Source organism: Sphingomonas mali NBRC 15500 (genome assembly GCF_001598415.1).
GTDB classification, from domain to species: domain Bacteria; phylum Pseudomonadota; class Alphaproteobacteria; order Sphingomonadales; family Sphingomonadaceae; genus Sphingomonas; species Sphingomonas mali.
On record NZ_BCYX01000009.1, the window covers coordinates 72,477 to 93,868 of the forward strand.

Genomic DNA, 21,392 nt, shown 5'->3' on the forward strand with positions numbered 1-21,392 from the left:
GAGCCGATCGGCTTGCTCCTGCCATCCCTGCCTTTTTGGAAGGGCGACTGCCCGCTGTGTTGCGGAAACATGTCACTTCCGAGACGGGAGGTTACAGGGCGCCTAAAGGGGGTCAATAGAAGCGGGGTTACTATGATTTTGCTTGGGTATAGCCCGAGGGAATAGGTTGGTCTGGGTCGGCCGGCAGGACATAGAGTCGCAATTGGGTGGAGGGCGATAACTCGTGGCTATAGGCGATGCCCGGCTTGCTATGCAGCCTTGCCCAACCCGCTGCGATAGGGTCTCGATTCATGGTGATGACGATTGGGTGATGACGATTGGGCCCCTTGATGATTCAGCGTCGCGCGTTCCTGTTGAGCTCGGTAGCGATGCTCGCTCTGCCGGGCGCGAGCACGGCACGCGAGGTGAGTAGGTCCGGGCGCGGGCGCGACCGCACCCTTCGCCTGGCCGGTGCGCGCGCGCCGATCGAGATACTCGAGGACGCGATGGGCGTCCCGCACATCCGCGCAAAATCCAAGCACGATGCGTTTTTCGGCCAGGGTTACGTCGTCGCGCGCGACCGGATGTTCCAGATCGACTGGGACTATCGTCGCGAACTGGGGCGCATGGCGGAAGTGTTCGGCGCGCGGTTCGTGCCTGCCGATCGCGCGGCGCGGCTGTTCCTCTATCGCGGCGATTTGGACGCCGAACTCAAGTCGCTGCCCCCCGAAGTGCTCGACTGCGCGCGCGGCTATGTCGCGGGGATCAACGCGCGGGTCGCCGAGCTCGAAGCCGATCCCGGCCAGCTGCCGCCCGAATACGGGATATTGGGCATCACGCCCCTGCGCTGGGACGTGCGCGATCTCGTGCGTATGCGCGGCGGCGGGATAGGCGACGCCGATGACGAGGTGCGCCACGCCCAGCTTCAGGCGCGCGGCTTGCTCGAATACGACCGGTTCATGGATCCGCTCCGGCCGGCTTGGCAATTCACGGTGCCGGAAGGGCTCGATTGCGCGGCGGTCAGCGAGGCCGATCTCGGCATCCTGCTCGAAGGGTCGGGACCATTGCCATTCGGCCAGAAGATCGCGGCCTATGATCGCGATCTCGATCGTATCGACCGCATCGCGCAAGGCAGCAATGCCTGGACCGTCGCCGGCAGCCGCACCGCGAGCGGCCGCCCGATCCTGGCCAACGATCCGCATCTCGGGATCGGCGGTCTCAGTCCGCGGCACATCTCACACCTGACCGCGCCTGGCCTCGACGTGATCGGCGGTGGCGATCCTGGTTTGCCGGGCATCATGCAGGGTCATACCGACCGCTTCGCCTTCGGCCGGACCAACTTCCATATCGACCAGACGGACCTGTTCATCCTCAAGACGCGCGAGGACGATCCCGAGCAATATTGGCACAAGGGCGAGTGGAAGCGCTTCGAGACGGTCGAGGAGGAGATCGCGGTCAAGGACGCACCGGCCGAGCGCGTGACGTTGCGCTATTCGCAGGGCCGGCCGGTCATTTCGCAGGATCCGGCGCGCCACCGCGCGGTCGTCCAGGCCAGCGTCGCGCTGTTGCCCGGCGCGAACATGCGGTTCGCGATCATCGCGATCAACCTGGCGCACGACTGGGCGTCGCTGCGTCAGGCGCTCAAGATCCACGTCTCGCCGACCAACCATCATTACGCCGACGTGCATGGCAACACCGGGTGGCATGCCAGCGGGTTCACGCCCAAGCGGCCCAAGCATGACGGCCTGTTCCCAGCACCGGGCGACGGCAGCTACGACTGGACGGGTATCCTCGCGGTCGAGGAAATGCCCAACATCTACAATCCCAAAGCGGGCTGGTTCGCTTCGGCCAACCAGATGAATTTGCCGTCCGATTATCCGTATCGCGAGCGCAAGATCAGCTTCAGCTGGAGCGATTCCTACCGCTACGATCGCATCGCCGAAGTGCTGAGCAGCCAGTCCAAGCACCGCGTCGAGGATAGCGTCGCGCTCCAGCACGACGTGCAATCGCTGCCGGCGCGGGCGTTGGTGAAGCTGCTGCCCGCGACCCTGTCACCGGACGCGGCGCCGGCCGCGGCGTTGTTACGGCAATGGAATTGCGGGATCGCGGCGGATAGCGCGGCGGCATTGCTGTACGAACAGGTCATGCCCGAACTGTCCGCGGCGTTCCGCGACCTGGTCATTCCGAAGGCCGCGCGCGACCTCCTCAAGACGATGAACCTGTCGGAGATGCTGCGGCTGCTCGCCAAGCCCGACCATTATCTCGGCGACGACCCCGTCGCAGCACGCGACGCGCTGCTCGACAAGGCGCTGGCGGCGGGATGGGCCAAAGCGGTCGAGCTCGCCGGCCCCGATCCTGCGCAATGGCGCTGGGGCGACCTGCATCGGGTATCGATCGCGCACCCGCTATCCGCGTCGCCCGCGATCGCGGCCGCCTTCCCCAAGATCGACGGCGGAAGGTCGGGAGGCGACAGTTATACGGTCATGGCTCGGGGCGTGAACCTGGGACGAAAGACCTTCAATGTGATGCACGGTGCGAGCTATCTGCTCGTCGCCGACGTCGGCGCCTGGGACAACAGCCGCGTGCTGCTGCTGCCGGGCCAATCCGGCGACCCGCGTTCACCGCATTACCGCGACTGGTACCAGGACTGGTTGGCGGGCAACGCGCAACACTTGTGGTTCAGCAAGGCGGCGGTCGATACGCATGCCGTGACACGGACGACGATCTCGCCGGCAAAGGGGTGACGCGCTAAAATCCTCCCCGGAACGGGGAGGGGGACCGCTCGCGCAGCGAGTGGTGGAGGGGGCCCTCCATTCGGCGGACTCCTCCCCTATTGCTCGTTGGTCGTGGGCCCCCTCCACCAAGCCGCTTCGCGCCTTGGTCCCCCTCCCCGTGCCGGGGAGGAATTAAGCCAATCGATCTACTTCCCCGCCTTCAGCGTCCGCGCGAAAAAAGCCTCCGTCGCGAGATAGCTGGCCAGCCAGTCGCCATAGCGGAAGAATTCGTGCCGCTCGTTGGGCAGGCTCAATTCCTCGAACGGGACGCCGCGCGCGGTCAGTTCGCGCGCCAGCAGCAGCGACTGGTCATGGTCGACATTCTTGTCGTCGTCGCCATGAACGATGAGCACCGGCGATTTCCAACGGTCGATCGATCCCATCGGCGAGGACTGCCATTGCAATTCGCGCGCCTTGACCTCGGCATCGGGCGACAGCGATGCATCGCCAGGCCGAACCAAAGTGTGAACCCCGTGAAAATCGGCGCCTGCCGCGAACAGGTCGCTATCACGCGCCAGCGCGAGCGCGGTGAGATAGCCGCCCCAGCTTCCGCCCCATATGCCGATCCTTTTGGCGTCGACGTCCGGCTGCTTCGCCAGCCACTGGCCGCCGGCGAGCACGTCGCGATACTCCGATGCGCCGCCACGGCCAGTTTCAGGCGCTTCGCGAAATGCGCGGCCATAATTGGTGCCGCCGCGATAATTGACCGACAGCACCGTATATCCGAGCGCCGCGAACTGCTGATTACGGACATAGGCGTTCGAATAATAATGCATCGGGTTGAACGCCGGCAGCATCTGGCGGCGCGGTCCGCCATGGACGAAGATCAGGGCAGGGTGGGGACCTGGGCCCTTGCCGCGAAACAATTGGCCATGGACCTGCATGCCGTCCGTGGCGGTGAAGACGATCGTCTCGGGCTTGGAATAGGAGGGCGCGATCGCCACCGCCCCCAGCGGCTTCATGCCGTCGACCAGCACCATGTGCGCCGGACGTTGGGCATCGGTCGCGGTCGCCGCCAGCCGATCACCGCCGAACACCGGTCGAAAGACGAAGGCGTCATCCTGGGTTAGCTGCGCCGGCTTGCCGCCCTCAATCGCGGTGCGCCAGAGCTGGCGCGTATCGAGATTGCCGGCGTTGGCGGCATAGACGATCCCCTTGCCATCCGGCGTCGGGGTGAAAGTCTCGACCTCGTTGGCGTCCGGCGTCAGGTCGCGCGGTGTGCCGCCGGTCGCGGCCGGCATCGCATAGATGTGCATCCAGCCGGTGCGCTCCCACGGGAACAGCAGATGACCGGATGCGGTCCAGAACAGATTGCGGCCGCGCGTTCCCGCGAACTGCCCACCTTCGCCGCCGGGCGCCGACCAGATCGTGCGGACGGCGCCGCTTGCCAGGTCGGCTATGCGCACGGACCAAAAGGAGGCGCTGCTGTCCGGCAGGTCCGCGGGGGGACCGCGAAACTGCAAGAACGCGACTTGCCGGGCATCGGGAGAGAAGGTCGGATCGCTCGATTGGCCCAGGGTCGGCCCGATATAGCGGAGCGAGCGCTGCTCGACATCGAGCAGGCTGACAAAGCTATGGCCCTTGCGCTGTTCGGTGAACAGCAATTGCCTGCCGTCCGGCGACCATTGCAAATCCTCCACCGAGCCGGCGACGGTGGCGAGCCGACGTGCCGCGGCGGCGTCGCCCCACAGCCAGATCTCGCCTTTGCGCGTATACGCGACGCGCGCGCCGTCCGGGCTGAACGCCGCGCCATGGCCTGGGCCGATCTTCACCGGCGCCTGCGATCCCGCCACATCGGCGACGAACAGCGCCTGCTCGGGTGTCTCGAGCGCGATGCCGGTGTTCGGGGCACCGCCTTCAGGAAACTCGGCGTCGCCGCCGCGCACGAAGAGGAGGCGGCGGCCGTTCTGGCTCAATTGCGGCTCGGAGAGCTCGATGCCTTCGTCGCCGCTATAGGCGGTGCGCGGATGTGCCGGGATGTCGGGACCGCCGACCCAGACGTTGCGCGCACCCGCCACATCCTCGATCCAGGCGAAAACAGGCGCCCGGCGCGCGCCCGTGAGATCGCTGGCGAAGGGCAGCGCGAGATTGGATGCCAGTGCGTCGGCGGGCTGACCATCGCGTGTCGCGGATTGCCCGCCAAGTGCCGGCACGGCAGCGACGGAAAGAACGAGCAAGGCGGATGCCAGCCAGGCGGGATGCAGCTTCATCGGCACAGGCTAGGATCAGAAAAACGCGCCGGGCAAGCATTCGATTCGCCGCTTATGCCTGGCGGTTATGACTCTCTTTCCCCGAGATATGGCAGGTAAATGCGACGCGACTATCCTACTGCGATTGGGAGGCCGGCACCTGAAACCCGCGAACATCGATCGCCGAACAAGGGCAGTTAAGCGGCCTTCGCGTCTCCCGCTTCCGGGGGAAGCAGGGTCTTGACCAGCGTGGCGCCTCCATCCATCGGCGCCTCCTCGTGGATCAGCACCTGGTTCGACTTGGCGAACCAGAATCGCGCCCCGATTTTGCCCGTATTATAATCGGCAGTGACCAGCCAGCAGTGGATCGGGCGTCCGTCGGGCCCGGGAATCGTCTCTGACCCCGCCACGACGAAATTATAGCGTGCGGGCTTGTCGATGCCGGCATCGTAGAAGGGGATGTTGAAGATCCGCCCACTCGCCATCGGCAGCGTCTGAAACAACTCCATGTCGGTTTCGAAATTGTATGACGGCTCGGGCAGCGCCATGACGAAGTCCTTGCGGCTGTTATTGGCGAGGTCCGCCATGCCGACTACCTGAGCGGTGTCGAACCGGTACCCGGCATAATCGTCCTTGCCGTCCTTCACGGTGTGACGGACGTGCGTGCGCGGCGTGAAGGTGCGTGCGTCAAACCAGCTGTCCTGGATCAATATCCTGCTGCCATCGGCCCGGTCCCAACGCTGCGTGATGTGCAACGCGTCGGGCCGGCCTTCCGTATCGGGGCCGAAGCTGACCGTGCGTTGCCAGATGTCGATCGCCTTACGGCTGCCATCCACGCCGACCGTATAGCGTATATAGCGATGCACGCCGGGACGCAGCTTGGCGAAACGGGCCAGCGGTTTGCCAACCTCGAGGCGCATCGTGTCGGCCTGCGTCGGTGCGGCAAAGGCCAGGCTCAGGGCAAATACGGTGAGGACTTTCATCGCGTGCATACCGGCCTTTCTGCAGCAAGTGGAGGTGTTGTATTGATGTGATACACCAGCAAAGCATTGCATGCGTGTCAAGATATTAGGGATGAAATCGGATAAGTTGAGTGAAGGCTCGAAGCCCGCAGGAATGGTATCCAGTCGCGCCGCCGGGTGGGGCGCCTAGGCCGCACGGAGCAACGTTTTGTGCAGTTGCGATAGGCCGTGCTCGATCTCGGGGAGGTCGACGACGCCATAGCCTAGCACGATCCCGCGTCGCTTGGGCGGCCCGAGATGATAGCGGTCGAGCGTGTGGATTTTGACGTTGCTCGCGAACAGGCCGGCGGTCACCGCCTCGACATCGACGCCATCTCGCGTCAGCGCCGCGATATGCATGCCATAAAGTGGCGGGACCGGATCGAACCACTCACCCAGATGCTCGGTCATGAATGACATGATCAGCCGCCGCCGCTGGTCGTATACGCCGCGCATCTTGCGCACATGGCGTGTCAGATGCCCTTCGCCAATGAACCCGGCGACCCCCATCTGGGTCGGGATCGGGCAATGCCAGTCCAGGCAGTTTTTCGCCGCGACCAAAGTCCGCATCGCCCAGGGCGGCGCGACGATGAAGCCAAGCCGCAGCGAGGGCAGCATGCATTTGGAGAAGGTGCCGACATAGAAGACGAGGTCGGCGGCATCGGCCGTTCTCAACGCCTCTACCGGGCTGCCTTCGTAGCGGAATTCGCCGTCATAATCGTCCTCGACGATCACCGCGCCATTGGCGCGGGCGAATGCCACCAATGCCGCGCGGCGCTGCGGCGACATGGTGACGCCGATCGGGAATTGATGCGACGGACAGACGCAGATGATGTTCGTGTTTGCCGGCAGCTGATCGACGATCAGCCCCTCGTCATCCACTTCGATCGGCACGATCGTCGCGCCAGCCGCGGCGAAGGCGACGCGCATCGGTGGATAGCCGGGATCCTCGATCGCGACGACGGTCTTGCCCGGCGTGACCAGCGTCCGCGCGAGGATGTCGAACGCCTGTTGCGCGCCCGACGTGACGAGCGCGTCCTGCGAGCGACACGGCACTGCCCGGGTCAGGGCGATGTGGCGGACGATCGCCTCGCGCAGCCGGAAATTGCCCTGATTGCCCTGTGCGCTCTTAAAGCTGGGCGGCTGGTTCTCGAGCTGCCGCAGTTGCTTGACGCTGATCTGCCTGAACAGGTCCATCGGGAAGAGCCGCGTATCGATCATGGCTGGGCGAAAGTCCGCGGCGATCCCCTTGCCGGTGGCATTGCCGGACCTAGGTTCATCGCGCCAGAAGCCGATCGCCGCGCGCGTTTCCTCACTCAACCAGAAACCGTTCAGCCTCGGATCGTCGGTCGGGGCATCCTGGTCGGCATCGAACGACGGCGCCATCGGCAGGGCGTCGACGACATAGGTGCCCGAGCCGCGCCGGCTGACCGCATAGCCGTCGTTGATCAGCCGCTCGTAGATGTCGGTCGCGGTGTTGCGCGACACGCCGAAAAACGCACTCGATTGGCGGGTGCCGGGCAGCCGCGCGCCGAGCGCGAGCCGGCCCTCCACGATCGCGGCCTTCAACTGCTCATAGATGCTGCGCGCGGAATTGCGCGTGCCGTCGCCGCCACGCTCCAGCCGCAACTCGAACAATGGATTCATCGCAGCCTTTTGCCGGACCTGGCCAAGTGGACCAACCGATTTTGTCCCGACTGGCCCTCAATTCCCGCTCGTCGCCAGCATAGGTGCGAGGCGGGACACATCAAGGCAATCGGAGGCTATCGGCATGTTGGCGCAAACCGTTCGGCGAATTGGACTGGCTGCCGGGTTTTCGATGCTGCTCGCGACCGCTCCGGCAGTCGATGCGCGCGGAAACGGGCCGATACCGAGCGATATTGCCGCCGCGATCGCCGATTCGGCGCGCCCGGCGGCCGATGTCGAGCGCGATGCCAACCGAAAGCCCGGCGAGGTGCTCGCCTTTGCTGGCGTCAAGCCGGGCGATCGGGTCGCGGATTACGCCGCGGGCAACGGCTATTTCACGCGGCTATTTTCCGCGATCGTCGGCGCCCAAGGCCACGTCTATGCGAGCGTGCCGGCGAGCCTGTTTCAATATGAGAACATCGTCAAAGGGATCGCCGACATCCAGGCCTATATCGTCAAGCACCCCAATGTCTCCGTGACGGCGGGATCGGCGATCGACGTCGCGCGCTATCCAGAAAAGCTCGACCTGTTCTGGATTTCGCAAAACTATCACGATCTCCACGACCCGTTCATGGGGCCGGTCGACATGAAGGCCTTTAACCGCGCGGTCTATGCCGCGCTCAAGCCGGGCGGTGTCTATATCGTGCTCGATCATGTCGCCGCGAAAGGATCGCCGGCGGACGTCACCGATACGCTGCATCGCATCGAACCGTCGACGGTTCGCCGCGAGGTCGAAGCCGCGGGCTTCGAGTTCGTTGGGAGCAGCGACCTTCTCGCCAATCCCGCCGATCCGCATACCGCGGGTCCGTTCAACGCCGCTATTCGCGGGCACACCGATCAGTTCATTTTCAAGTTCAGACGGCCACTGCGCTGACGGGAGCGGATTGGCAGCCAAGGACATCTGGGCATCCGGCGCAATTTCTCCCATGATGTCAGGAATAAAACGCCGAGCCAGAGAGTGGATTCGGCGGTGTGATCAGGGAGGAGAGGTCGATGTCGAAGCTGGGAATAGGTGTCGCCGCGATGATCTGCGTCGCGACGCAGGGTTATGCGTCACCTGCTGATGCCGCCGGCGAATCCGACGCGCGGCCGCCGGCGGTGACCGCGGCGGTGCTGACCGCGGGCGAACACGATTTCGACTTCGAGATCGGTGTGTGGAAGACGCATCTGACGCGCCGCCTTCGCCCGCTGACGGGGTCACAGACCTGGGTCGAGTATAACGGCACGACGACCGTCCGGCCGGTCTGGGGCGGCGCGGCCAATCTGGTCGAGCTGGTGGCCGATGGGCCGGCCGGCCATTTCGAGGGGCTGTCGCTTCGCCTGTACAACCCGCAAACCCGGCAATGGGGGTTGAACTTTTCCAACCGAGCCGACGGTCAGATGGTCGCACCCACGATTGGTGGTTTCCGCGACGGTCGCGGCGAATTCTACCAGCAGGATACGTTGGGCGGCCGAGCGATTTTCGTGCGCTTCGTCATCACAATAAGATCGAAGGACGCGATCCATTTCGAACAGGCCTTTTCCGCCGACGGCGGCAAGACCTGGGAAGTGAATTGGATCGCGGACGATACTCGGGCGCCATCCTGACCAGAACCGGTGCCAACGTGGCGGGCCAGCGTGTTCCGGCCCGCCATTCGCCGTGTCACTTGTCCGTCGCCGTCGCGCGATCGAAGGTCATGATCCAGTTGGTTTCCCAGGTCTTGCCACCATCGGCGGAAAAGGCCTGCTCGAAGCGGGACGAGTTCGGCTTGATGTCGTAGAAACCGTTGCGCACGAGGATCGTCCGGCCGTTGAACGTGTCCGGACCGTAAAACTCGCCGCGACCGTCACGGAATTCGCCGATCATGGGCGCGTCGAGCCTTCCGATACTGCTGTTGGTCCAGTTGAGGTTCCACTGACGCGCGGTCGGATCGTAGAGTCGCAAGCCGACCCCTTCGAGATGGCCGGCCGGACCGCTGGCTTCGAGCTCGAACAGGCTGGCCCTGCCGTTCCACACCGACCGGACTGTCGATACGCCGTCATAGGCCGTCCACTCCGACGACCCGCTCAGCGGGTGGATCAGCCGCGAGATATGCGTCTTCCACACGCCCATGTGGAAATCGAAGTCGTGCGTCCCGTCGTGCGGTGCGGGCGGCGTGACGACCACATCGGCAGCGCGACCGGCATAGACCGGCAAGCCGCCCAGCGTCAGGACCATGCCGAGGGCCAGAGCGCGAATGTTCATGAAATCATCTCCCAAGTGCCAGCGCGATTACGCCGCGCCGGTCGGGATTTCGAAGAGCCGCTTGCGGGAAATCTGCCTGGGCCACCCGTCGCAAGGTTCGTGCCCGGCGAGCGCGTCGCGCTAGTTTGGTCGCGACGAATGTTGGGATGGTGCCGGTTGCAGGAATCGAACCCGCGACCTTCGGTTTACAAAACCGCTGCTCTACCAGCTGAGCTAAACCGGCCCTCGGGGTGCGATCCCGACAATCAGCTGCGCGCTCCCATGCGTCAGGTGATGCCGAAGGTCCAGCCCTCTGTTCGCGCGATGTCGGGGGTCAGGCCCGCGGGCGACCATAATTCCGGGCGAGGCGCATAGGCGCGCAGCCATGCCGCGGTCAGCAGCGCGTCGGCGCTATGATCGTCGATCGCGCCGCTCCCCGTCACCGGCGCGCTGCCGATCGTCTCCAACGCGATGTTGAGCGCCTCGATCGACGTCATCTTGGTGCGCCCCTTTGCCCGCCCGGCGGCGATCGCGGCCAGGCTGGTATAGATTTCGACGATCAGCGATCCTTGCGCCGGTGCCGGGTCGAACGGCCAGATCGGAAGCTTGCCCGCCAGCTGGTGCATCACGCGCATCCCGGTCAGGCTCGATTTCCCGACTTGCGCCGCGCCGACCAAATTGAGGTTGCTGTACGGGTTCAGCCCCTGAAGCCGCTGCTCGATCTCGCTGAGGCGCAGCCGGCCGCGGCCGCCGCCATATTGGTCGCCTTCGCGTCCGCCATGCCGGCGGAAATGGCGCGAGGCCTCGGGGTGATCGACGAAGGTCGATGCGGCAAAATGTGGATCATCGGCGCTGATCAAGTCGACTAATGCCCATAACGCCCGCGCATCGGCCGGGCTGTCGGCCCACCCCGGAAAGAACGCGCCGCGATCGACGAATGGCAGCGACAGGCCGAGATCGAGCCCGACCAACGTGCTGTCGGGCATGCCGTCGCGCAGCCAGTCGAGTGCCGCCGACCGCGACCACCCGCCGGGTCGCTTGATCAGTTCGGGCGCACCCCGGCCGCGCGCACAGATCGCCACCGCGATGCCACGTTGCACCGGGCCAACCGCGCCCGACCAGTCGATCGCCGCATAGTGCTGGAAATGATCAGGGGCGATCGCTGCCACGTTCCGCCCGTTGCTTGAGCGATGCGCGATCCCACCATGCACGCTCGATCAGCGCCTTCAGTCGTTCCGGGTCGGCGCGCTCGACATCGACCAACACGATCGGCCAGCCTTCATATTGCGGCGTCTGCCAGAAGGTGTCCGGATCGCTTTCCTTGAGATAGTCGATCTCCTCGCGCGTGGCGCGCAACGCGATGCTGCCCGGTGCGCGACCCCTGGCGACGATCTGCTTGCCGCGGACGGTTGGCGCCAGTGCGCCCTTCGCTACCGGTTTCATTACGACGCCAGGCAAGGTCAGCGCGAACGCGGCGATCTCGTCCCAGGTCATTAGGGGCGGTCGCCAAAACCCGCCCGCTGCGCCTTGCTCGCGCGATCCCACCACGCGCGGGTGATCACGGTGCGGACACGCTCGGGATCGTTCGACCCGTAGCGCACAAGCAAGCCCGGCCAGCCTTCATAATGCGGCGTTTGCCAGAAGGTGTCGGGGTCGGTGTCGAGCAGCGCCGCCTTTTCGTCGTGCGGGCTCATCACGTGGAAGCTGTCCGCCTCGCGCCCCGGCGAAACAAACGCCTTCTTGTTCACCTTGGGGCAGGGAGTACCGTAGAAGCTTTCCATATAGGTCTCGGGCAGGGCCATCGCGAAGGCGACCACGTCGTCCCAGCTATCGAGCGTCGCGGTCATTGGCCCTCCGCCTCAGGCTGTCCCAATAGTCCAGCCGCTCCTGGATCCGCTTTTCGAACCCACGATCGGTCGGCGTATAGAAGGCCTGCGGGTTCATTTCCTCGGGCCAATAGTTCGATCCAGAGAACCCTTCTTCGGTGTCGTGGTCATAGGCATAGCCCTTGCCGTACCCGATATCCTTCATCAGCTTGGTCGGCGCGTTGAGGATATTCTGTGGCGGCATCAGCGAGCCGGTTTCCTTCGCCGACCGCCACGCCGCGCCCATCGCCTTGTAAGACGCGTTCGATTTCGGCGCGGTCGCCAAATAGAGGCACGCCTGCACCAGCGCGAGCTCACCCTCGGGCGAGCCGAGGAAGTCATAGGTGTCCTTGGCGGCGATACATTGCACCAGCGCCTGCGGGTCGGCGAGGCCGATATCCTCGATCGCCATGCGGACCAGCCGGCGCAGCAGGTAAAGCGGTTCCTCGCCCGCGGTCAGCATCCGCGCGAGATAATAAAGCGACGCCTGGGGATCGCTGCCGCGTACCGCTTTGTGCAGCGCGGAGATCAGATTGTAATGCCCTTCGCGATCCTTGTCGTAGACCGCGACGCGGCGCTGGAGGAACGCCGAGAGGCCGGCGGGATCCAGCGGCTCGCGCAAGTCGACCGAGTAGAGCGTCTCGGCCTGGTTGAGCAGGAAGCGTCCATCGCCATCCGCGCTGGCGATCATCGCCGCGCGCGCTTCGGCCGTGAGGGGCAGGGGGCGGCCCATCAATTCGTCGGCACGATCGAGCAATTTGCCCAGCGCGGTAGCGTCGAGCCGGTGCAGGATCAGCACCTGCGCGCGGCTGAGCACGGCGGCGTTGAGTTCGAAGCTGGGATTTTCGGTAGTGGCGCCGACCAGCGTGACGGTGCCGTCCTCGACATAAGGCAGGAACCCGTCCTGCTGCGCGCGATTGAAGCGATGGATTTCGTCCACGAACAGCAAGGTGCGCTTGCCGATCCGGGCATGCTCGCGCGCCTCGGCGAAAGCTTTTTTGAGATCGGCGACGCCCGAGAACACCGCAGAGATCGCGACGAAGCGCAGACCGACCGCATCGGCGAGCAACCGCGCGATCGTCGTCTTGCCGGTGCCGGGCGGGCCCCACAGGATCATCGACGAGAGCCGGCCTGCGGCGACCATGCGCCCGATCGCGCCTTCGGGGCCGGTCAGATGTTCCTGGCCGACGACATCCTCCAGCCGGCGCGGGCGCAGCCGATCGGCGAGCGGCGCGTTCTCGCTCGGGACATCCTGGGAAGAGGCTTCGGGTTCGAAGCCCGCGAAGAGATCGGCCATAACGGGAACATAGGGTGGGAAGGGCGGGAATCCCAGCGGTTCGATCGTTCTGGCAGAGGCGCGGAGTCGGCGACCAAAAATTATTCTAAGATATATCTTGACGCGATCGGCCTAAGATATATCTTGGTGCCATCATGAAACATCCAAGGAATCAGAAATCCATGTTTTCTCATCATCATCATGGCGGCCGCGGTTGCCATCCCGGACACCATGCGATGCGCGGCGGCTGGGGCCATCGCGGCTGGCATGGCCGCGGTTTCGGCGGCGGCCGTGAAGGGCGCGGCGAGGGCCGTTCGCGGCGCATGTTCGACGGAGGCGAGCTTCGCCTCGTCCTCTTGAAGCTGATCGCCGACGAGCCGCGCCACGGCTACGACCTGATCCGCCAGATCGAAGAACTGACCGGTGGCGCCTATGCGCCGAGCCCCGGCGTAGTCTATCCGACCATCACTCTGCTCGACGATATGGGCCTGATCCAGGAACAGCAGAGCGAGGGCGCCAAGAAGCTGTTCGCGGTCACCGAGGCCGGCACTGCCGAGCTCGAAGCCAATGCCGAACAGGTCGCGGCGCTGATCGCCCGACTGAGCGCGATCGGCGAGGAGCGGCAGAAGGTCGATGCCACATCGATCCGCCGCGCGATGGGCAATCTGCGCGAAGTGCTGGTCAACCGGCTCAACTCGGGCGAAGTCGACGACGAGGTCTTGCACCAGGTCGTCGCGTTGCTCGACGAGGCCGCGCAGAAGATCGAGCGGCTGTAAGGCGTGAGCGGCATCACCCGCTTGCAGATCCTCCGCCGGCGGCTGGGCATCGACCCGGCCGCCGGCCCCTTATCGAAAGACCCCCATGACCGTTTCCGCGACCGCCAAGGTGCCGACCGCGAGCGCCAGCAAATATCTCCAGCAATTGTGCAAGCATTGGCAGCACAATCTGACGGTTGAGTTCACCGCCGATCACGGCACCGTCACTTTTCCCAAGGACGCACGCGGTGCCGATTGGCCCGGCGACGCGCTGGTCACGTTCGATGCGTCGGGCGAGGCTCTCGACGTCCGGATCGACGCCAGCGTTGATGAGCAGCTTGAAGGATTGAAAGGCGCCGTTGCGCGCCACCTCGACCGTTTCGCCTTTCGCGAGGCGCCGTTGGCATTCGACTGGCAGGCGGTGTGAGGGACTAAAACTCCTCCCCGGCACGGGGAGGGGGACCATCGCGCAGCGATGGTGGAGGGGGCCCGCGATGCGGTTGCCACATGCGTGCGGCTAGTTTGTCGTGGGCCCCCTCCACCACGCGGCTCACGCCGCGCGGTCCCCCTCCCCGTGCCGGGGAGGAATTATCACCCAGCCAACACCTTCTCCGCGACTTCCTCCATGCTGCCGACGACGAGCAGGGAGTCGCCGCCGACCATGCCGACCTTGGTCTGGCCGTTCTCGTCGGCACGCAAATAGGCGATGTTCGCCGCGACCACGAGATAATCGCCGCCGCGCGACTTGAGCAGAATGAATTTCACGAAGAATCTCCCGGGATTTCCGGGCGCCCTAGAAGGTTTTCGAGGCGGCTGGAACAAGCATCGCTTGGTCTAGTTCCCGGCGTACCGCTCTGCCGTCGCCTTGATCAGCGCGATCATGTTCGGAATGCCTTGCGTGCGGTTCGAGCTGAGCTGGTTGCGCAGGTCGAACGGCGCCAGCGCGGAGTCGATATCGGTCGCCAGGATGTCGGCGGGTTGATGATCCTGCACCGTCAGCAGCACGAGCGCGATGATCCCCTTAGTGATCGCGGCGTTCGAATCCGCCAGGAAATGGAGCGCGCCGTCGTCGCGAACCGTGGGATAGACCCAGACCGACGCCGAACATCCGCGCACCAATGTCGCGTCGGTCTTGAGCGCCTCGGGCATCGCTTCGAGCGCACGGCCGAGATCGATCAACAGGCGATAGCGATCGTCGGCGTCGAGAAATTCATATTCGTCTTGCAGGTCGGAAAGACTGGGCATGGTCCGCGCTATAGCGTCCCCGCCATCCAATCCAACCGTCGCCTAAGGGCCCGTACTCAATTACCACGAGGATCGTGATTGCCCGCAGGAGCCCGCCGACAAGGAGCGCAGCGCAGACGCGTAGCTTAAAGCTACGCGCAAGCAAGCGACGACGCTCGGCGGGCTCCTGCGGGCAACCGCGAAGCGGCGGGCCGATTTTGGAGCCCGGACGTCGTCGCGCGTCGGTCACGATGCTATCAGCATCGCTCCCTCCTTGCTCCTCGCCGGACACCAAAATCGGCTCCGTCACGACCTCGTGGTAATTGAGTACGGGCCCTAAACTTGTTTCAAGGTCCGGGTCCTTCGCCGTGACCGCGTCGCGGCGACCTCCATCGGACCCGGGCCCTGAGGCAAGCTCAGGGCGCCGGTTGCGCGGACCTCAGAGGTCCACTCCGGAAGCGATCGCCTCGAGCTTGCGGATCCGCTCTTTCAGGTCCGCGATCTCGATCCGGGCGCTGGCGTTGGGCAGCGTGGGGCCTTCATGTCCGGCATGATCGGCATAAGCGTTGATCTCGCGCTCCTTGAGCGCCAGCCATCCGCGCCACCCGGCGAGCGAGGCCATGCAGATCATGCCCAAGCCGGCCAGGCCGGCACCCGCCATGGTGAAATACAGATTGGGGTCGGTCATCATTGACGTCTCCATTCGATTATCGCCGACCGCCCTCAGCGGTCGCGGTTGCGCAGCGCCTCGATCTCGCGGTCGAGGTTGGCACTGCTGCTGTTGGTGTCGGTGATCACGCGCTCCAGGACTGCAATGCGGTCCTTGAGGTTGCCGATCTCCTGGCGAAGCTGACGATTCTCCTCGCCCAGGGCGGGATCTCGCAGGTTTATGTCATTGCCCATCATGTCACGGCCGACCCCGAGCTGCGCACGGGTGACGCCCATCCGGGCCCGGATAATGCTGCCGATCGTGACGATCAGGACGATACCAATGACCATTTCAAAGGGGTTCATCTGGGGAGGCTCCCGGCAGGCGTTGGATTATTCGGCGGGCTGCAAGCCGGCCTCGCGCATGGCGCGGCGGCGCGGCCGGTCGACCCGCTCGGCGAGCCACACACCGATGCCGGTGGGGATCGCCAGGATCACGACGAATATTGCTAAGCCGATCATTGTTCTTGTCCTTCAGTCTATTCAGTTGAGCGGCTGGGGCTCGTCGCCCCGCAGCTTTTCGATTTCATCGGCGACCGCGATGCCGCGGTCGGTCACGATCCGCTCCAGCACTCGCACCCGTTGTTCGAGGCGTTCGGTCTGGGCGGCATATTGGGCTGCCTTTTCGGCGACCTTGTCGGCTTCGAGTTCGAGCTGGCGTTCACGCAGCTTGAGCCAGGGCTTGACGAAGACACCGCCGAAGATCGCGAGCAGGCCGCAGCTGATGCCCAGGATCGGAATGAGCAGGGGACTGATCATCGCGTTGGTTCCTTAGTTCAGCGGCTGCGACGGCGTGTCGCGAAGCTTTTCGATCTCTTCGGCGACATCCAGGCCGCGATCGGTGACGATCCGCTCCATGACGCGCATCCGCTGCTCGAGCCGTTCGGTCTGGGCGGCATATTGCGCGGCCTTCTCGGCGGCCTGGGCGTTGAGCGCCTCGGCCATTTTCTCGCGGTGCTGCGTCCAGGTCTTGAGCATCTCGCTGCCGATGCCGAGCGCGGCGGGAATACCCACGACCACCAGGGCAAGCATGAAGATGGTGAAGCCGTTGGTGGCGAAAAAGTCGGTCATCTCGTGCTTCCTCAGTCGCGGTTGCGAAGTTCGTCGATCTCGCGAGCGACACGCTCGCCGGGATCGGTTGCGATGCGTTCGAGGACGCGCAGGCGCTCCTCCAGGCGGCCGATCTGGCTGACGAGCTTGTCATTCTCGTTCGACAGCAGCTCGATCTTGCGCTGCGCCTCCAGGTCGCCGCTGGTATCCACGAAACCCCGGCGCATCGCGCGGCGGTTATTGCGGTCTTCCAGCGGATAGCCGTGCTTTGCCTTGATCGACATCTTGATGATGCCGCCGATCGTCGCGATTGCGATGATCATCAGGACGAAGATCTGACCTTTATCCACGGTAATTCTCCCCTATCTTTCGGCCGGCTCAACGCAGCGCGTCGATCTCGTCGGCCAGGCGGGTGTTGCGGCTGGTGTAGAGCGTCTCGATGTCGGCGAGCCGGCGGTCGAGGTCGCGGAACTTGGAGCGGACCTCGGCGGTCGAGCGGCTCGGGTTCGAGCGCACGCCCTGCCAGAATTTCGCATCCTCGGCGTCGTCGTACAGGCCGAACGGCTTGCACGGGGCCAGCCAGGCGGTGATGAAATAGGCGGGAATGACCCAGCCCGAGGTCACCAGCGAGAGGATGACGGTCCCGACCCGGACGACGGTGACGTCGATCCCCGTATAGTCGGCAATACCGGCACAGACACCCAGGAACTTCTTGTTCTGCTTGTCCAGGTAGAATTTGGTGCGGCTAGCGGACATCTCAGTTGCTCCGTGAAGCGATTTGGTCGGCCGGCTCGGCGAGCGGCATGCTCACTTTCCAGTCGGGATGGTCGGCAGCGACGATGCGCTCGACCGTCGAAACGCGGTCCTCGAGGCGGCGGGCGAGCGAGTAGAGCTCATCCAGCAGCTTCTCATCCTCATTCGTGATCTTGGGGGCCTGCCGCCACTTGGTAAGGTAGTGCAGGATGATCCACGGGAGCCCGATGAAGAGCATCCCAACGATCGCGATTGGTACAAATAGTTCGTCCATCGCTCAGGTCCTTATTTTTTGTTGAGCCGAGCCTTGAGCGCTTCGAGTTCGGCATCGACCTTTTCGGATGCCTTCAACTCGGCGATCTCTTCCTCGAGCGTCTTGGGCTGACCGCCCAGGTTGAGCGCCTCGGCGCGGCCTTCGGCCAGATCGACCCGGCGCTCGAGCACATCGAAGCGCGAGAAGGCGTCCTGGGTGCGGCCGGCCGAATAGACCTCGCGGATCTTGAACTTGTTGTTCGCGCTCTCCAGCCGGGTGGCGATCGAGGACTGGCGGTTGCGCGCCTCGCTCAGCTTCTTCTGAAGCTTGGCGATATCCTCTTCCGAACCCCGAAGTGCTTCGTCGAGCACGGTGATCTGCTGGCTGAGCTCGACGACCATGTCGGTCGCCTTCTGGCGCTCGACCAGGGCCGCCTTGGCCAGGTCTTCGCGATCCTTCGACAGCGCCAGCTCCGCCTTCTCGGTCCAGCTTTCCTCGAGCTGGCTGAGCTTGGCGATGTGGCGACGCATTTCCTTCTGGTCGGCGATGGTCCGCGCGGCGGAGGCGCGAACCTCGACCAGCGTCTCTTCCATCTCCAGGATGATCATGCGGATCATCTTCGCCGGATCTTCCGCCTTGTCCAAAAGGTCGGTGAAGTTGGCGGCGATGATGTCGCGGGTGCGCGAAAAAATGCCCATGTTGGTGTTACTCCTCGGAATTTACGCTTTACTCGGATTGGTGGGACCGCCGGGGCGGGAAGCAAGGGGGAAACCCGCCCCGGCGGCTGTCCGTCACGCCTTGAGCGCGACGGGAACCTGCGGAGCCGGATTGGCCTGCGCCAGGCCCGGGCCAACGGCCGCGAGCATCAGCGCCGAACCGCAAACGAAGGTGCTGGCGACCACCACCAAAGTGCGACCCAGACCATTTGAAACCGACTGCATTGTTCTTACTCCCTAGTGTTTCGTGCCGATCAACCGGCGATGCTGGAGGTATTGCAGGGGGCGTGCCAATTCCGAAAAACCGCAGAATTCTGCGGTTTTCGCTCGGAGCTGGAGCGCGATTGGCGATTTGCACTTGCCAAACATTGGGAAAATACACCAAGTCGTGGGCATGGAACGGACGACGCAGGTTATCGGGCAATCGGGACCCTTTCTCGACGCGCTGGAACGCGCCAGCCGGGCGGCCGCGCTCGACCGTCCGGTACTGGTGATCGGCGAACGCGGAACCGGCAAGGAACTGGTCGCCGAGCGCCTCCATCGGCTCAGCCCGCGCTGGGACCAGGCGTTGATCATCATGAATTGCGCGGCATTGCCCGAGACATTGATCGAGGCGGAATTGTTCGGCCATGAGGCGGGCGCGTTCACCGGCGCGACCAAGGCGCGGGCAGGGCGGTTCGAGGAAGCCGATGGCGGCACGTTGTTCCTCGACGAACTCGGCACGCTCAGCATGGCCGCGCAGGAGCGATTGCTGCGTGCGGTCGAATATGGCGAGGTTACCCGGATCGGTGCGTCGCATCCGATCCGTGTCGACGTCCGCATCGTTGCGGCCACCAACGAACATCTGCCCGAAAAGGTCGAGCGGCACCAGTTCCGCGCCGACCTGCTCGACCGGTTGAGCTTCGAGGTCGTGACCTTGCCGCCCTTGCGCGCGCGGCCGGGCGACGTGCCGGTACTCGCGGAACATTTCGGACGCCGGATGGCGGCGGAAATGAACCGCGATTGGCACGGCTTCTCGCCCGAAGCGCTCGATTCGCTGATCGACTATCGCTGGCCAGGCAACGTCCGCGAACTCCGCAATGTCATCGAGCGCGCGGTTTATCGCTGGGAACAGGACGGACCGATCGCGCATATCGAATTCGATCCGTTCCAGTCGCCGCATCGCCCGGGCGCCAGCACGCAGCCCGCGCCGATGGTCGACCATATCGCGGCCCCGCCACCGCCGCCCGGCGAGAGCGAGCCGGGCGATTTCAAGAGCCGCGTCGCGCGGTTCGAGCGTGACGTGCTGACCAAGGCACTGGCCGCCAACCGCTTCAACCAGCGCCAGACCGCGGACGCCTTGGGGCTGAGTTACGACCAGTTGCGCCACGCGCTCAGACGCCACGACCTGTTGCCGGGATAGAACGCCTCGCACGGGCGATGGAATCGCTTGCGCAACGACAGCCGCGGACCCATTTGGCGGACACGGGCGTTCGCGTCGCGACGTCTCTTAAAGCCGCTCAATAAGACGGAGGAACCTCATGGCTTTCGAACTCCCCCCGCTGCCCTATGCCTATAACGCGCTGGAACCGACGATCAGCGAAGAAACGATGAAATATCATCATGATAAGCATCACGCGGCCTATACCGCGAAGCTCAACGAAGGCGTTGCCGCCGATCCGAAGCTCGAAGGCAAGACGATCGAGGAAATCTTCGGCATGATCTCGTCGCTGCCGGCCTTGGTCCGCAACAATGGCGGCGGCTATTGGAATCACGATTTCTTCTGGAAGATCATGGCCCCGGCCGGCACCACCCAGCCGTCAGGCAAGCTCGCCGCGGCGATCGACGCCTATGGCGGGCTCGACAAGCTCAAGGAAGATTTCAACGGCAAGGGCGCGGGCCAGTTCGGTTCGGGCTGGGCCTGGGTGATCGCCGATTCGTCGGGCGCGCTGAAGGTGGTTTCGACGCCCAACCAGGACAATCCGCTGATGGACGATGCCAAGGACAAGGGCACGCCGATCCTGGCCAATGACGTGTGGGAGCACGCTTATTATCTGACCTATCGGAACGACCGGCCGGGCTATCTGAAGGCGTGGTGGGACGTCGTGAACTGGGACGAAGCCGGGCGGATCTACGACAGCGTCGTCGGCTGATCGCCGTCACGATAGAATGACGAAGGGCTCCGCGTCGGCGGGGCCCTTTTTCGTTGGGCGAAGCTCAGCGTAACGCCGCGGCCGGCGCTCGACAGACGTCGCCGCACAGATCGTGGGCGATTCGGCGATAGAAAAGACAGACATCGTCCAGGTCGCCGCGCGTCACCGTCACGTTCTGGCCGACCATTACGCGATCGAGCGGCGCGTCGCATCCGGCCCGTGCCGACCAACCCACGGTCATCGCCGCCGCGCCGCGCCGATCGCCGCGCCGGACGCGCCCGCCGCAGTGGAACAGACAGTCGCGCGATCGTCCCAGGGCGCGCAACCGGGCGTCGTCGTGGTTCGGCAGCGATTTCGCCGCGCGATAGGCGGATAGCTTGTTGGCCGTGTTGCGTTGGCCGGGACGGACGGGGAGCCCTTCCGCTGTCGAAGCGGCGTCGATTAACAGGTTGAGAAAGCGATCGAGCTCGCGCAGCCCGTTGCCGATCACCTTGGCGCGATAGCGGCCGGCGATCGCGGGCGATCCGCTTTCGACGTCATGTGCGACCGGCGTCCGCAGGCAGGCGCCTAGGAACGCCGCACCACGGAACAAGGTCGAGGAGGCATGCTGCATGTCCTCGGTCATCGCTCGGGCAGTCCCGGCATCACTGTCGCGCGATCGCTCGTCGTCGCGCAGCATTCGGATGACGAAGCTATCGATCGGCGCCGGCGAAACCTGATGTTGGGGAAGCAGGCGATTCAATTCCATCGGACACCTCCTGCGACTAAAGCGAGCCACGCCGGTCGCTCTCCCGCTGGAAAGCCGTCGAAACCGCACTCTTAGTCGCC

The 21,392-nt window shown here is 64.5% G+C and carries 28 protein-coding genes and 1 tRNA gene; 7 read left to right on the forward strand and 22 right to left on the reverse strand.

Annotated features, from left to right (window positions below):
• Positions 1-329 precede the first annotated feature (329 nt).
• Entirely contained in the window at positions 330-2,723 is a 2,394-nt protein-coding gene (locus SMA01S_RS09210; RefSeq protein WP_066820597.1) for a penicillin acylase family protein, read from the forward strand.
• A gap of 176 nt (positions 2,724-2,899) precedes the next feature.
• Here SMA01S_RS09210 and SMA01S_RS09215 read toward each other — a convergent pair whose 3' ends face one another.
• The 3 genes from SMA01S_RS09215 to pdxR form a co-directional block, all read right to left on the reverse strand.
• Positions 2,900-4,963 carry a S9 family peptidase gene (locus SMA01S_RS09215; protein ID WP_084250209.1) on the reverse strand — a complete coding sequence of 688 codons (2,064 nt, stop codon included), beginning with the start codon at positions 4,961-4,963 and terminating at the stop codon, positions 2,900-2,902.
• A 176-nt stretch (positions 4,964-5,139) separates the two neighbouring features.
• Positions 5,140-5,925 (reverse strand): DUF3108 domain-containing protein, encoded by a 786-nt coding sequence (locus tag SMA01S_RS09220; protein WP_157093878.1) that lies wholly within the window; start codon positions 5,923-5,925, stop codon positions 5,140-5,142.
• A gap of 165 nt (positions 5,926-6,090) precedes the next feature.
• Complete coding sequence (gene pdxR, locus SMA01S_RS09225) at positions 6,091-7,590, reverse strand: MocR-like pyridoxine biosynthesis transcription factor PdxR (RefSeq protein WP_066820601.1); 1,500 nt, start codon at positions 7,588-7,590, stop codon at positions 6,091-6,093.
• Positions 7,591-7,714: 124 nt separating this feature from the next.
• On the opposite strand from pdxR, the gene SMA01S_RS09230 reads away from it, so the two are divergent.
• Together SMA01S_RS09230 and SMA01S_RS09235 are read left to right on the forward strand one after the other, a co-directional pair.
• Positions 7,715-8,503 (forward strand): class I SAM-dependent methyltransferase, encoded by a 789-nt coding sequence (locus SMA01S_RS09230; RefSeq protein WP_218016862.1) that lies wholly within the window; start codon positions 7,715-7,717, stop codon positions 8,501-8,503.
• A 119-nt stretch (positions 8,504-8,622) separates the two neighbouring features.
• Positions 8,623-9,216 (forward strand): hypothetical protein, encoded by a 594-nt coding sequence (locus SMA01S_RS09235; RefSeq protein ID WP_084250210.1) that lies wholly within the window; start codon positions 8,623-8,625, stop codon positions 9,214-9,216.
• Positions 9,217-9,271: 55 nt separating this feature from the next.
• Here the strand turns inward: SMA01S_RS09235 and SMA01S_RS09240 are convergent, their stop codons facing one another.
• From SMA01S_RS09240 to SMA01S_RS09265, 6 genes are all read right to left on the reverse strand, one after another.
• Positions 9,272-9,853: a hypothetical protein gene (locus SMA01S_RS09240; RefSeq protein WP_066820603.1), complete on the reverse strand. Its 582-nt coding sequence runs from the start codon at positions 9,851-9,853 to the stop codon at positions 9,272-9,274.
• 147 nt (positions 9,854-10,000) lie between these two features.
• A tRNA-Thr gene (locus SMA01S_RS09245) sits at positions 10,001-10,076 on the reverse strand.
• A 43-nt stretch (positions 10,077-10,119) separates the two neighbouring features.
• Positions 10,120-10,992, reverse strand: a complete 873-nt coding sequence (locus SMA01S_RS09250; RefSeq protein WP_066820731.1) for a hypothetical protein — start codon at positions 10,990-10,992, stop codon at positions 10,120-10,122.
• Positions 10,982-11,326, reverse strand: coding sequence for a hypothetical protein (locus SMA01S_RS09255; protein ID WP_066820604.1), 345 nt, complete (start codon positions 11,324-11,326; stop codon positions 10,982-10,984). Before SMA01S_RS09255 ends, SMA01S_RS09250 begins: the two co-directional genes overlap by 11 nt.
• Positions 11,326-11,679: an MmcQ/YjbR family DNA-binding protein gene (locus SMA01S_RS09260; protein WP_066820605.1), complete on the reverse strand. Its 354-nt coding sequence runs from the start codon at positions 11,677-11,679 to the stop codon at positions 11,326-11,328. Before SMA01S_RS09260 ends, SMA01S_RS09255 begins: the two co-directional genes overlap by 1 nt.
• Positions 11,660-12,994 (reverse strand): replication-associated recombination protein A, encoded by a 1,335-nt coding sequence (locus SMA01S_RS09265; protein ID WP_066820607.1) that lies wholly within the window; start codon positions 12,992-12,994, stop codon positions 11,660-11,662. The genes SMA01S_RS09260 and SMA01S_RS09265 overlap by 20 nt, the downstream gene beginning before the upstream one ends.
• A gap of 161 nt (positions 12,995-13,155) precedes the next feature.
• Between SMA01S_RS09265 and SMA01S_RS09270 the strand changes: the two genes are divergently transcribed.
• Positions 13,156-13,749 (forward strand): PadR family transcriptional regulator, encoded by a 594-nt coding sequence (locus SMA01S_RS09270; RefSeq protein ID WP_066820609.1) that lies wholly within the window; start codon positions 13,156-13,158, stop codon positions 13,747-13,749.
• Between the two features lie 85 nt (positions 13,750-13,834).
• The gene (locus SMA01S_RS09275) at positions 13,835-14,155 is read left to right on the forward strand and encodes a DUF2218 domain-containing protein (protein WP_066820611.1); all 321 of its coding nucleotides are present in this window, start codon (positions 13,835-13,837) and stop codon (positions 14,153-14,155) included.
• 164 nt (positions 14,156-14,319) lie between these two features.
• Here SMA01S_RS09275 and SMA01S_RS24815 read toward each other — a convergent pair whose 3' ends face one another.
• The 12 genes from SMA01S_RS24815 to SMA01S_RS24520 form a co-directional block, all read right to left on the reverse strand.
• Positions 14,320-14,493, reverse strand: a complete 174-nt coding sequence (locus SMA01S_RS24815; protein WP_169804221.1) for a hypothetical protein — start codon at positions 14,491-14,493, stop codon at positions 14,320-14,322.
• Between the two features lie 69 nt (positions 14,494-14,562).
• The gene (locus tag SMA01S_RS09280; protein WP_066820614.1) at positions 14,563-14,973 is read right to left on the reverse strand and encodes a SufE family protein; all 411 of its coding nucleotides are present in this window, start codon (positions 14,971-14,973) and stop codon (positions 14,563-14,565) included.
• 418 nt (positions 14,974-15,391) lie between these two features.
• A complete protein-coding gene (locus SMA01S_RS09285) occupies positions 15,392-15,640 on the reverse strand; it encodes a hypothetical protein (RefSeq protein ID WP_066820735.1) in 249 nt (82 codons plus the stop codon).
• A gap of 35 nt (positions 15,641-15,675) precedes the next feature.
• On the reverse strand, positions 15,676-15,966 hold the full coding sequence (locus SMA01S_RS09290; RefSeq protein WP_066820616.1) for a hypothetical protein: 291 nt from the start codon (positions 15,964-15,966) through the stop codon (positions 15,676-15,678).
• 27 nt (positions 15,967-15,993) lie between these two features.
• Entirely contained in the window at positions 15,994-16,122 is a 129-nt protein-coding gene (locus SMA01S_RS25270) for a hypothetical protein (RefSeq protein ID WP_281179176.1), read from the reverse strand.
• Positions 16,123-16,143: 21 nt separating this feature from the next.
• A complete protein-coding gene (locus SMA01S_RS09295) occupies positions 16,144-16,419 on the reverse strand; it encodes a hypothetical protein (protein ID WP_174543105.1) in 276 nt (91 codons plus the stop codon).
• A 12-nt stretch (positions 16,420-16,431) separates the two neighbouring features.
• Positions 16,432-16,731, reverse strand: a complete 300-nt coding sequence (locus SMA01S_RS09300; protein ID WP_066820618.1) for a hypothetical protein — start codon at positions 16,729-16,731, stop codon at positions 16,432-16,434.
• Positions 16,732-16,742: 11 nt separating this feature from the next.
• On the reverse strand, positions 16,743-17,060 hold the full coding sequence (locus tag SMA01S_RS09305; RefSeq protein ID WP_439646753.1) for a hypothetical protein: 318 nt from the start codon (positions 17,058-17,060) through the stop codon (positions 16,743-16,745).
• 28 nt (positions 17,061-17,088) lie between these two features.
• A complete protein-coding gene (pspC, locus tag SMA01S_RS09310) occupies positions 17,089-17,466 on the reverse strand; it encodes an envelope stress response membrane protein PspC (RefSeq protein ID WP_066820622.1) in 378 nt (125 codons plus the stop codon).
• 1 nt (position 17,467) lies between these two features.
• A complete protein-coding gene (gene pspB / locus SMA01S_RS09315) occupies positions 17,468-17,737 on the reverse strand; it encodes an envelope stress response membrane protein PspB (protein WP_066820624.1) in 270 nt (89 codons plus the stop codon).
• 11 nt (positions 17,738-17,748) lie between these two features.
• Positions 17,749-18,414: a phage shock protein PspA gene (pspA, locus tag SMA01S_RS09320; RefSeq protein ID WP_066820626.1), complete on the reverse strand. Its 666-nt coding sequence runs from the start codon at positions 18,412-18,414 to the stop codon at positions 17,749-17,751.
• Between the two features lie 93 nt (positions 18,415-18,507).
• A complete protein-coding gene (locus tag SMA01S_RS24520; RefSeq protein ID WP_157093879.1) occupies positions 18,508-18,657 on the reverse strand; it encodes a hypothetical protein in 150 nt (49 codons plus the stop codon).
• Positions 18,658-18,826: 169 nt separating this feature from the next.
• Between SMA01S_RS24520 and pspF the strand changes: the two genes are divergently transcribed.
• Together pspF and SMA01S_RS09330 are read left to right on the forward strand one after the other, a co-directional pair.
• On the forward strand, positions 18,827-19,834 hold the full coding sequence (pspF, locus tag SMA01S_RS09325; protein WP_066820627.1) for a phage shock protein operon transcriptional activator: 1,008 nt from the start codon (positions 18,827-18,829) through the stop codon (positions 19,832-19,834).
• 118 nt (positions 19,835-19,952) lie between these two features.
• The gene (locus SMA01S_RS09330; RefSeq protein ID WP_066820628.1) at positions 19,953-20,564 is read left to right on the forward strand and encodes a superoxide dismutase; all 612 of its coding nucleotides are present in this window, start codon (positions 19,953-19,955) and stop codon (positions 20,562-20,564) included.
• Positions 20,565-20,628: 64 nt separating this feature from the next.
• On the opposite strand, the gene SMA01S_RS09335 is transcribed toward SMA01S_RS09330, so the two are convergent.
• On the reverse strand, positions 20,629-21,312 hold the full coding sequence (locus tag SMA01S_RS09335; protein WP_066820631.1) for a hypothetical protein: 684 nt from the start codon (positions 21,310-21,312) through the stop codon (positions 20,629-20,631).
• Between the last annotated feature and the right edge of the window lie 80 nt (positions 21,313-21,392).

Coding starts and splice junctions, on each gene's coding strand:
- SMA01S_RS09290 (WP_066820616.1), bottom strand. CDS start 15,966: ATGAACCCCTTTGAAATGGTCATTGGTATCGTCCTGATCGTCACGATC.
- pspB (WP_066820624.1), bottom strand. CDS start 17,737: ATGGACGAACTATTTGTACCAATCGCGATCGTTGGGATGCTCTTCATC.
- pdxR (WP_066820601.1), bottom strand. CDS start 7,590: ATGAATCCATTGTTCGAGTTGCGGCTGGAGCGTGGCGGCGACGGCACG.
- SMA01S_RS09300 (WP_066820618.1), bottom strand. CDS start 16,731: ATGACCGACTTTTTCGCCACCAACGGCTTCACCATCTTCATGCTTGCC.
- SMA01S_RS09220 (WP_157093878.1), bottom strand. CDS start 5,925: ATGAAAGTCCTCACCGTATTTGCCCTGAGCCTGGCCTTTGCCGCACCG.
- SMA01S_RS09265 (WP_066820607.1), bottom strand. CDS start 12,994: ATGGCCGATCTCTTCGCGGGCTTCGAACCCGAAGCCTCTTCCCAGGAT.
- SMA01S_RS09215 (WP_084250209.1), bottom strand. CDS start 4,963: ATGAAGCTGCATCCCGCCTGGCTGGCATCCGCCTTGCTCGTTCTTTCC.
- pspA (WP_066820626.1), bottom strand. CDS start 18,414: ATGGGCATTTTTTCGCGCACCCGCGACATCATCGCCGCCAACTTCACC.
- SMA01S_RS24520 (WP_157093879.1), bottom strand. CDS start 18,657: ATGCAGTCGGTTTCAAATGGTCTGGGTCGCACTTTGGTGGTGGTCGCC.
- SMA01S_RS09280 (WP_066820614.1), bottom strand. CDS start 14,973: ATGCCCAGTCTTTCCGACCTGCAAGACGAATATGAATTTCTCGACGCC.
- SMA01S_RS09230 (WP_218016862.1), top strand. CDS start 7,715: ATGTTGGCGCAAACCGTTCGGCGAATTGGACTGGCTGCCGGGTTTTCG.
- SMA01S_RS09240 (WP_066820603.1), bottom strand. CDS start 9,853: ATGAACATTCGCGCTCTGGCCCTCGGCATGGTCCTGACGCTGGGCGGC.
- pspF (WP_066820627.1), top strand. CDS start 18,827: ATGGAACGGACGACGCAGGTTATCGGGCAATCGGGACCCTTTCTCGAC.
- SMA01S_RS09275 (WP_066820611.1), top strand. CDS start 13,835: ATGACCGTTTCCGCGACCGCCAAGGTGCCGACCGCGAGCGCCAGCAAA.
- SMA01S_RS09235 (WP_084250210.1), top strand. CDS start 8,623: ATGTCGAAGCTGGGAATAGGTGTCGCCGCGATGATCTGCGTCGCGACG.
- SMA01S_RS09295 (WP_174543105.1), bottom strand. CDS start 16,419: ATGATCAGTCCCCTGCTCATTCCGATCCTGGGCATCAGCTGCGGCCTG.
- SMA01S_RS09270 (WP_066820609.1), top strand. CDS start 13,156: ATGTTTTCTCATCATCATCATGGCGGCCGCGGTTGCCATCCCGGACAC.
- SMA01S_RS09255 (WP_066820604.1), bottom strand. CDS start 11,326: ATGACCTGGGACGAGATCGCCGCGTTCGCGCTGACCTTGCCTGGCGTC.
- SMA01S_RS09285 (WP_066820735.1), bottom strand. CDS start 15,640: ATGACCGACCCCAATCTGTATTTCACCATGGCGGGTGCCGGCCTGGCC.
- SMA01S_RS09335 (WP_066820631.1), bottom strand. CDS start 21,312: ATGGAATTGAATCGCCTGCTTCCCCAACATCAGGTTTCGCCGGCGCCG.
- SMA01S_RS09210 (WP_066820597.1), top strand. CDS start 330: ATGATTCAGCGTCGCGCGTTCCTGTTGAGCTCGGTAGCGATGCTCGCT.
- SMA01S_RS09330 (WP_066820628.1), top strand. CDS start 19,953: ATGGCTTTCGAACTCCCCCCGCTGCCCTATGCCTATAACGCGCTGGAA.
- pspC (WP_066820622.1), bottom strand. CDS start 17,466: ATGTCCGCTAGCCGCACCAAATTCTACCTGGACAAGCAGAACAAGAAG.
- SMA01S_RS25270 (WP_281179176.1), bottom strand. CDS start 16,122: ATGATCGGCTTAGCAATATTCGTCGTGATCCTGGCGATCCCCACCGGC.
- SMA01S_RS09260 (WP_066820605.1), bottom strand. CDS start 11,679: ATGACCGCGACGCTCGATAGCTGGGACGACGTGGTCGCCTTCGCGATG.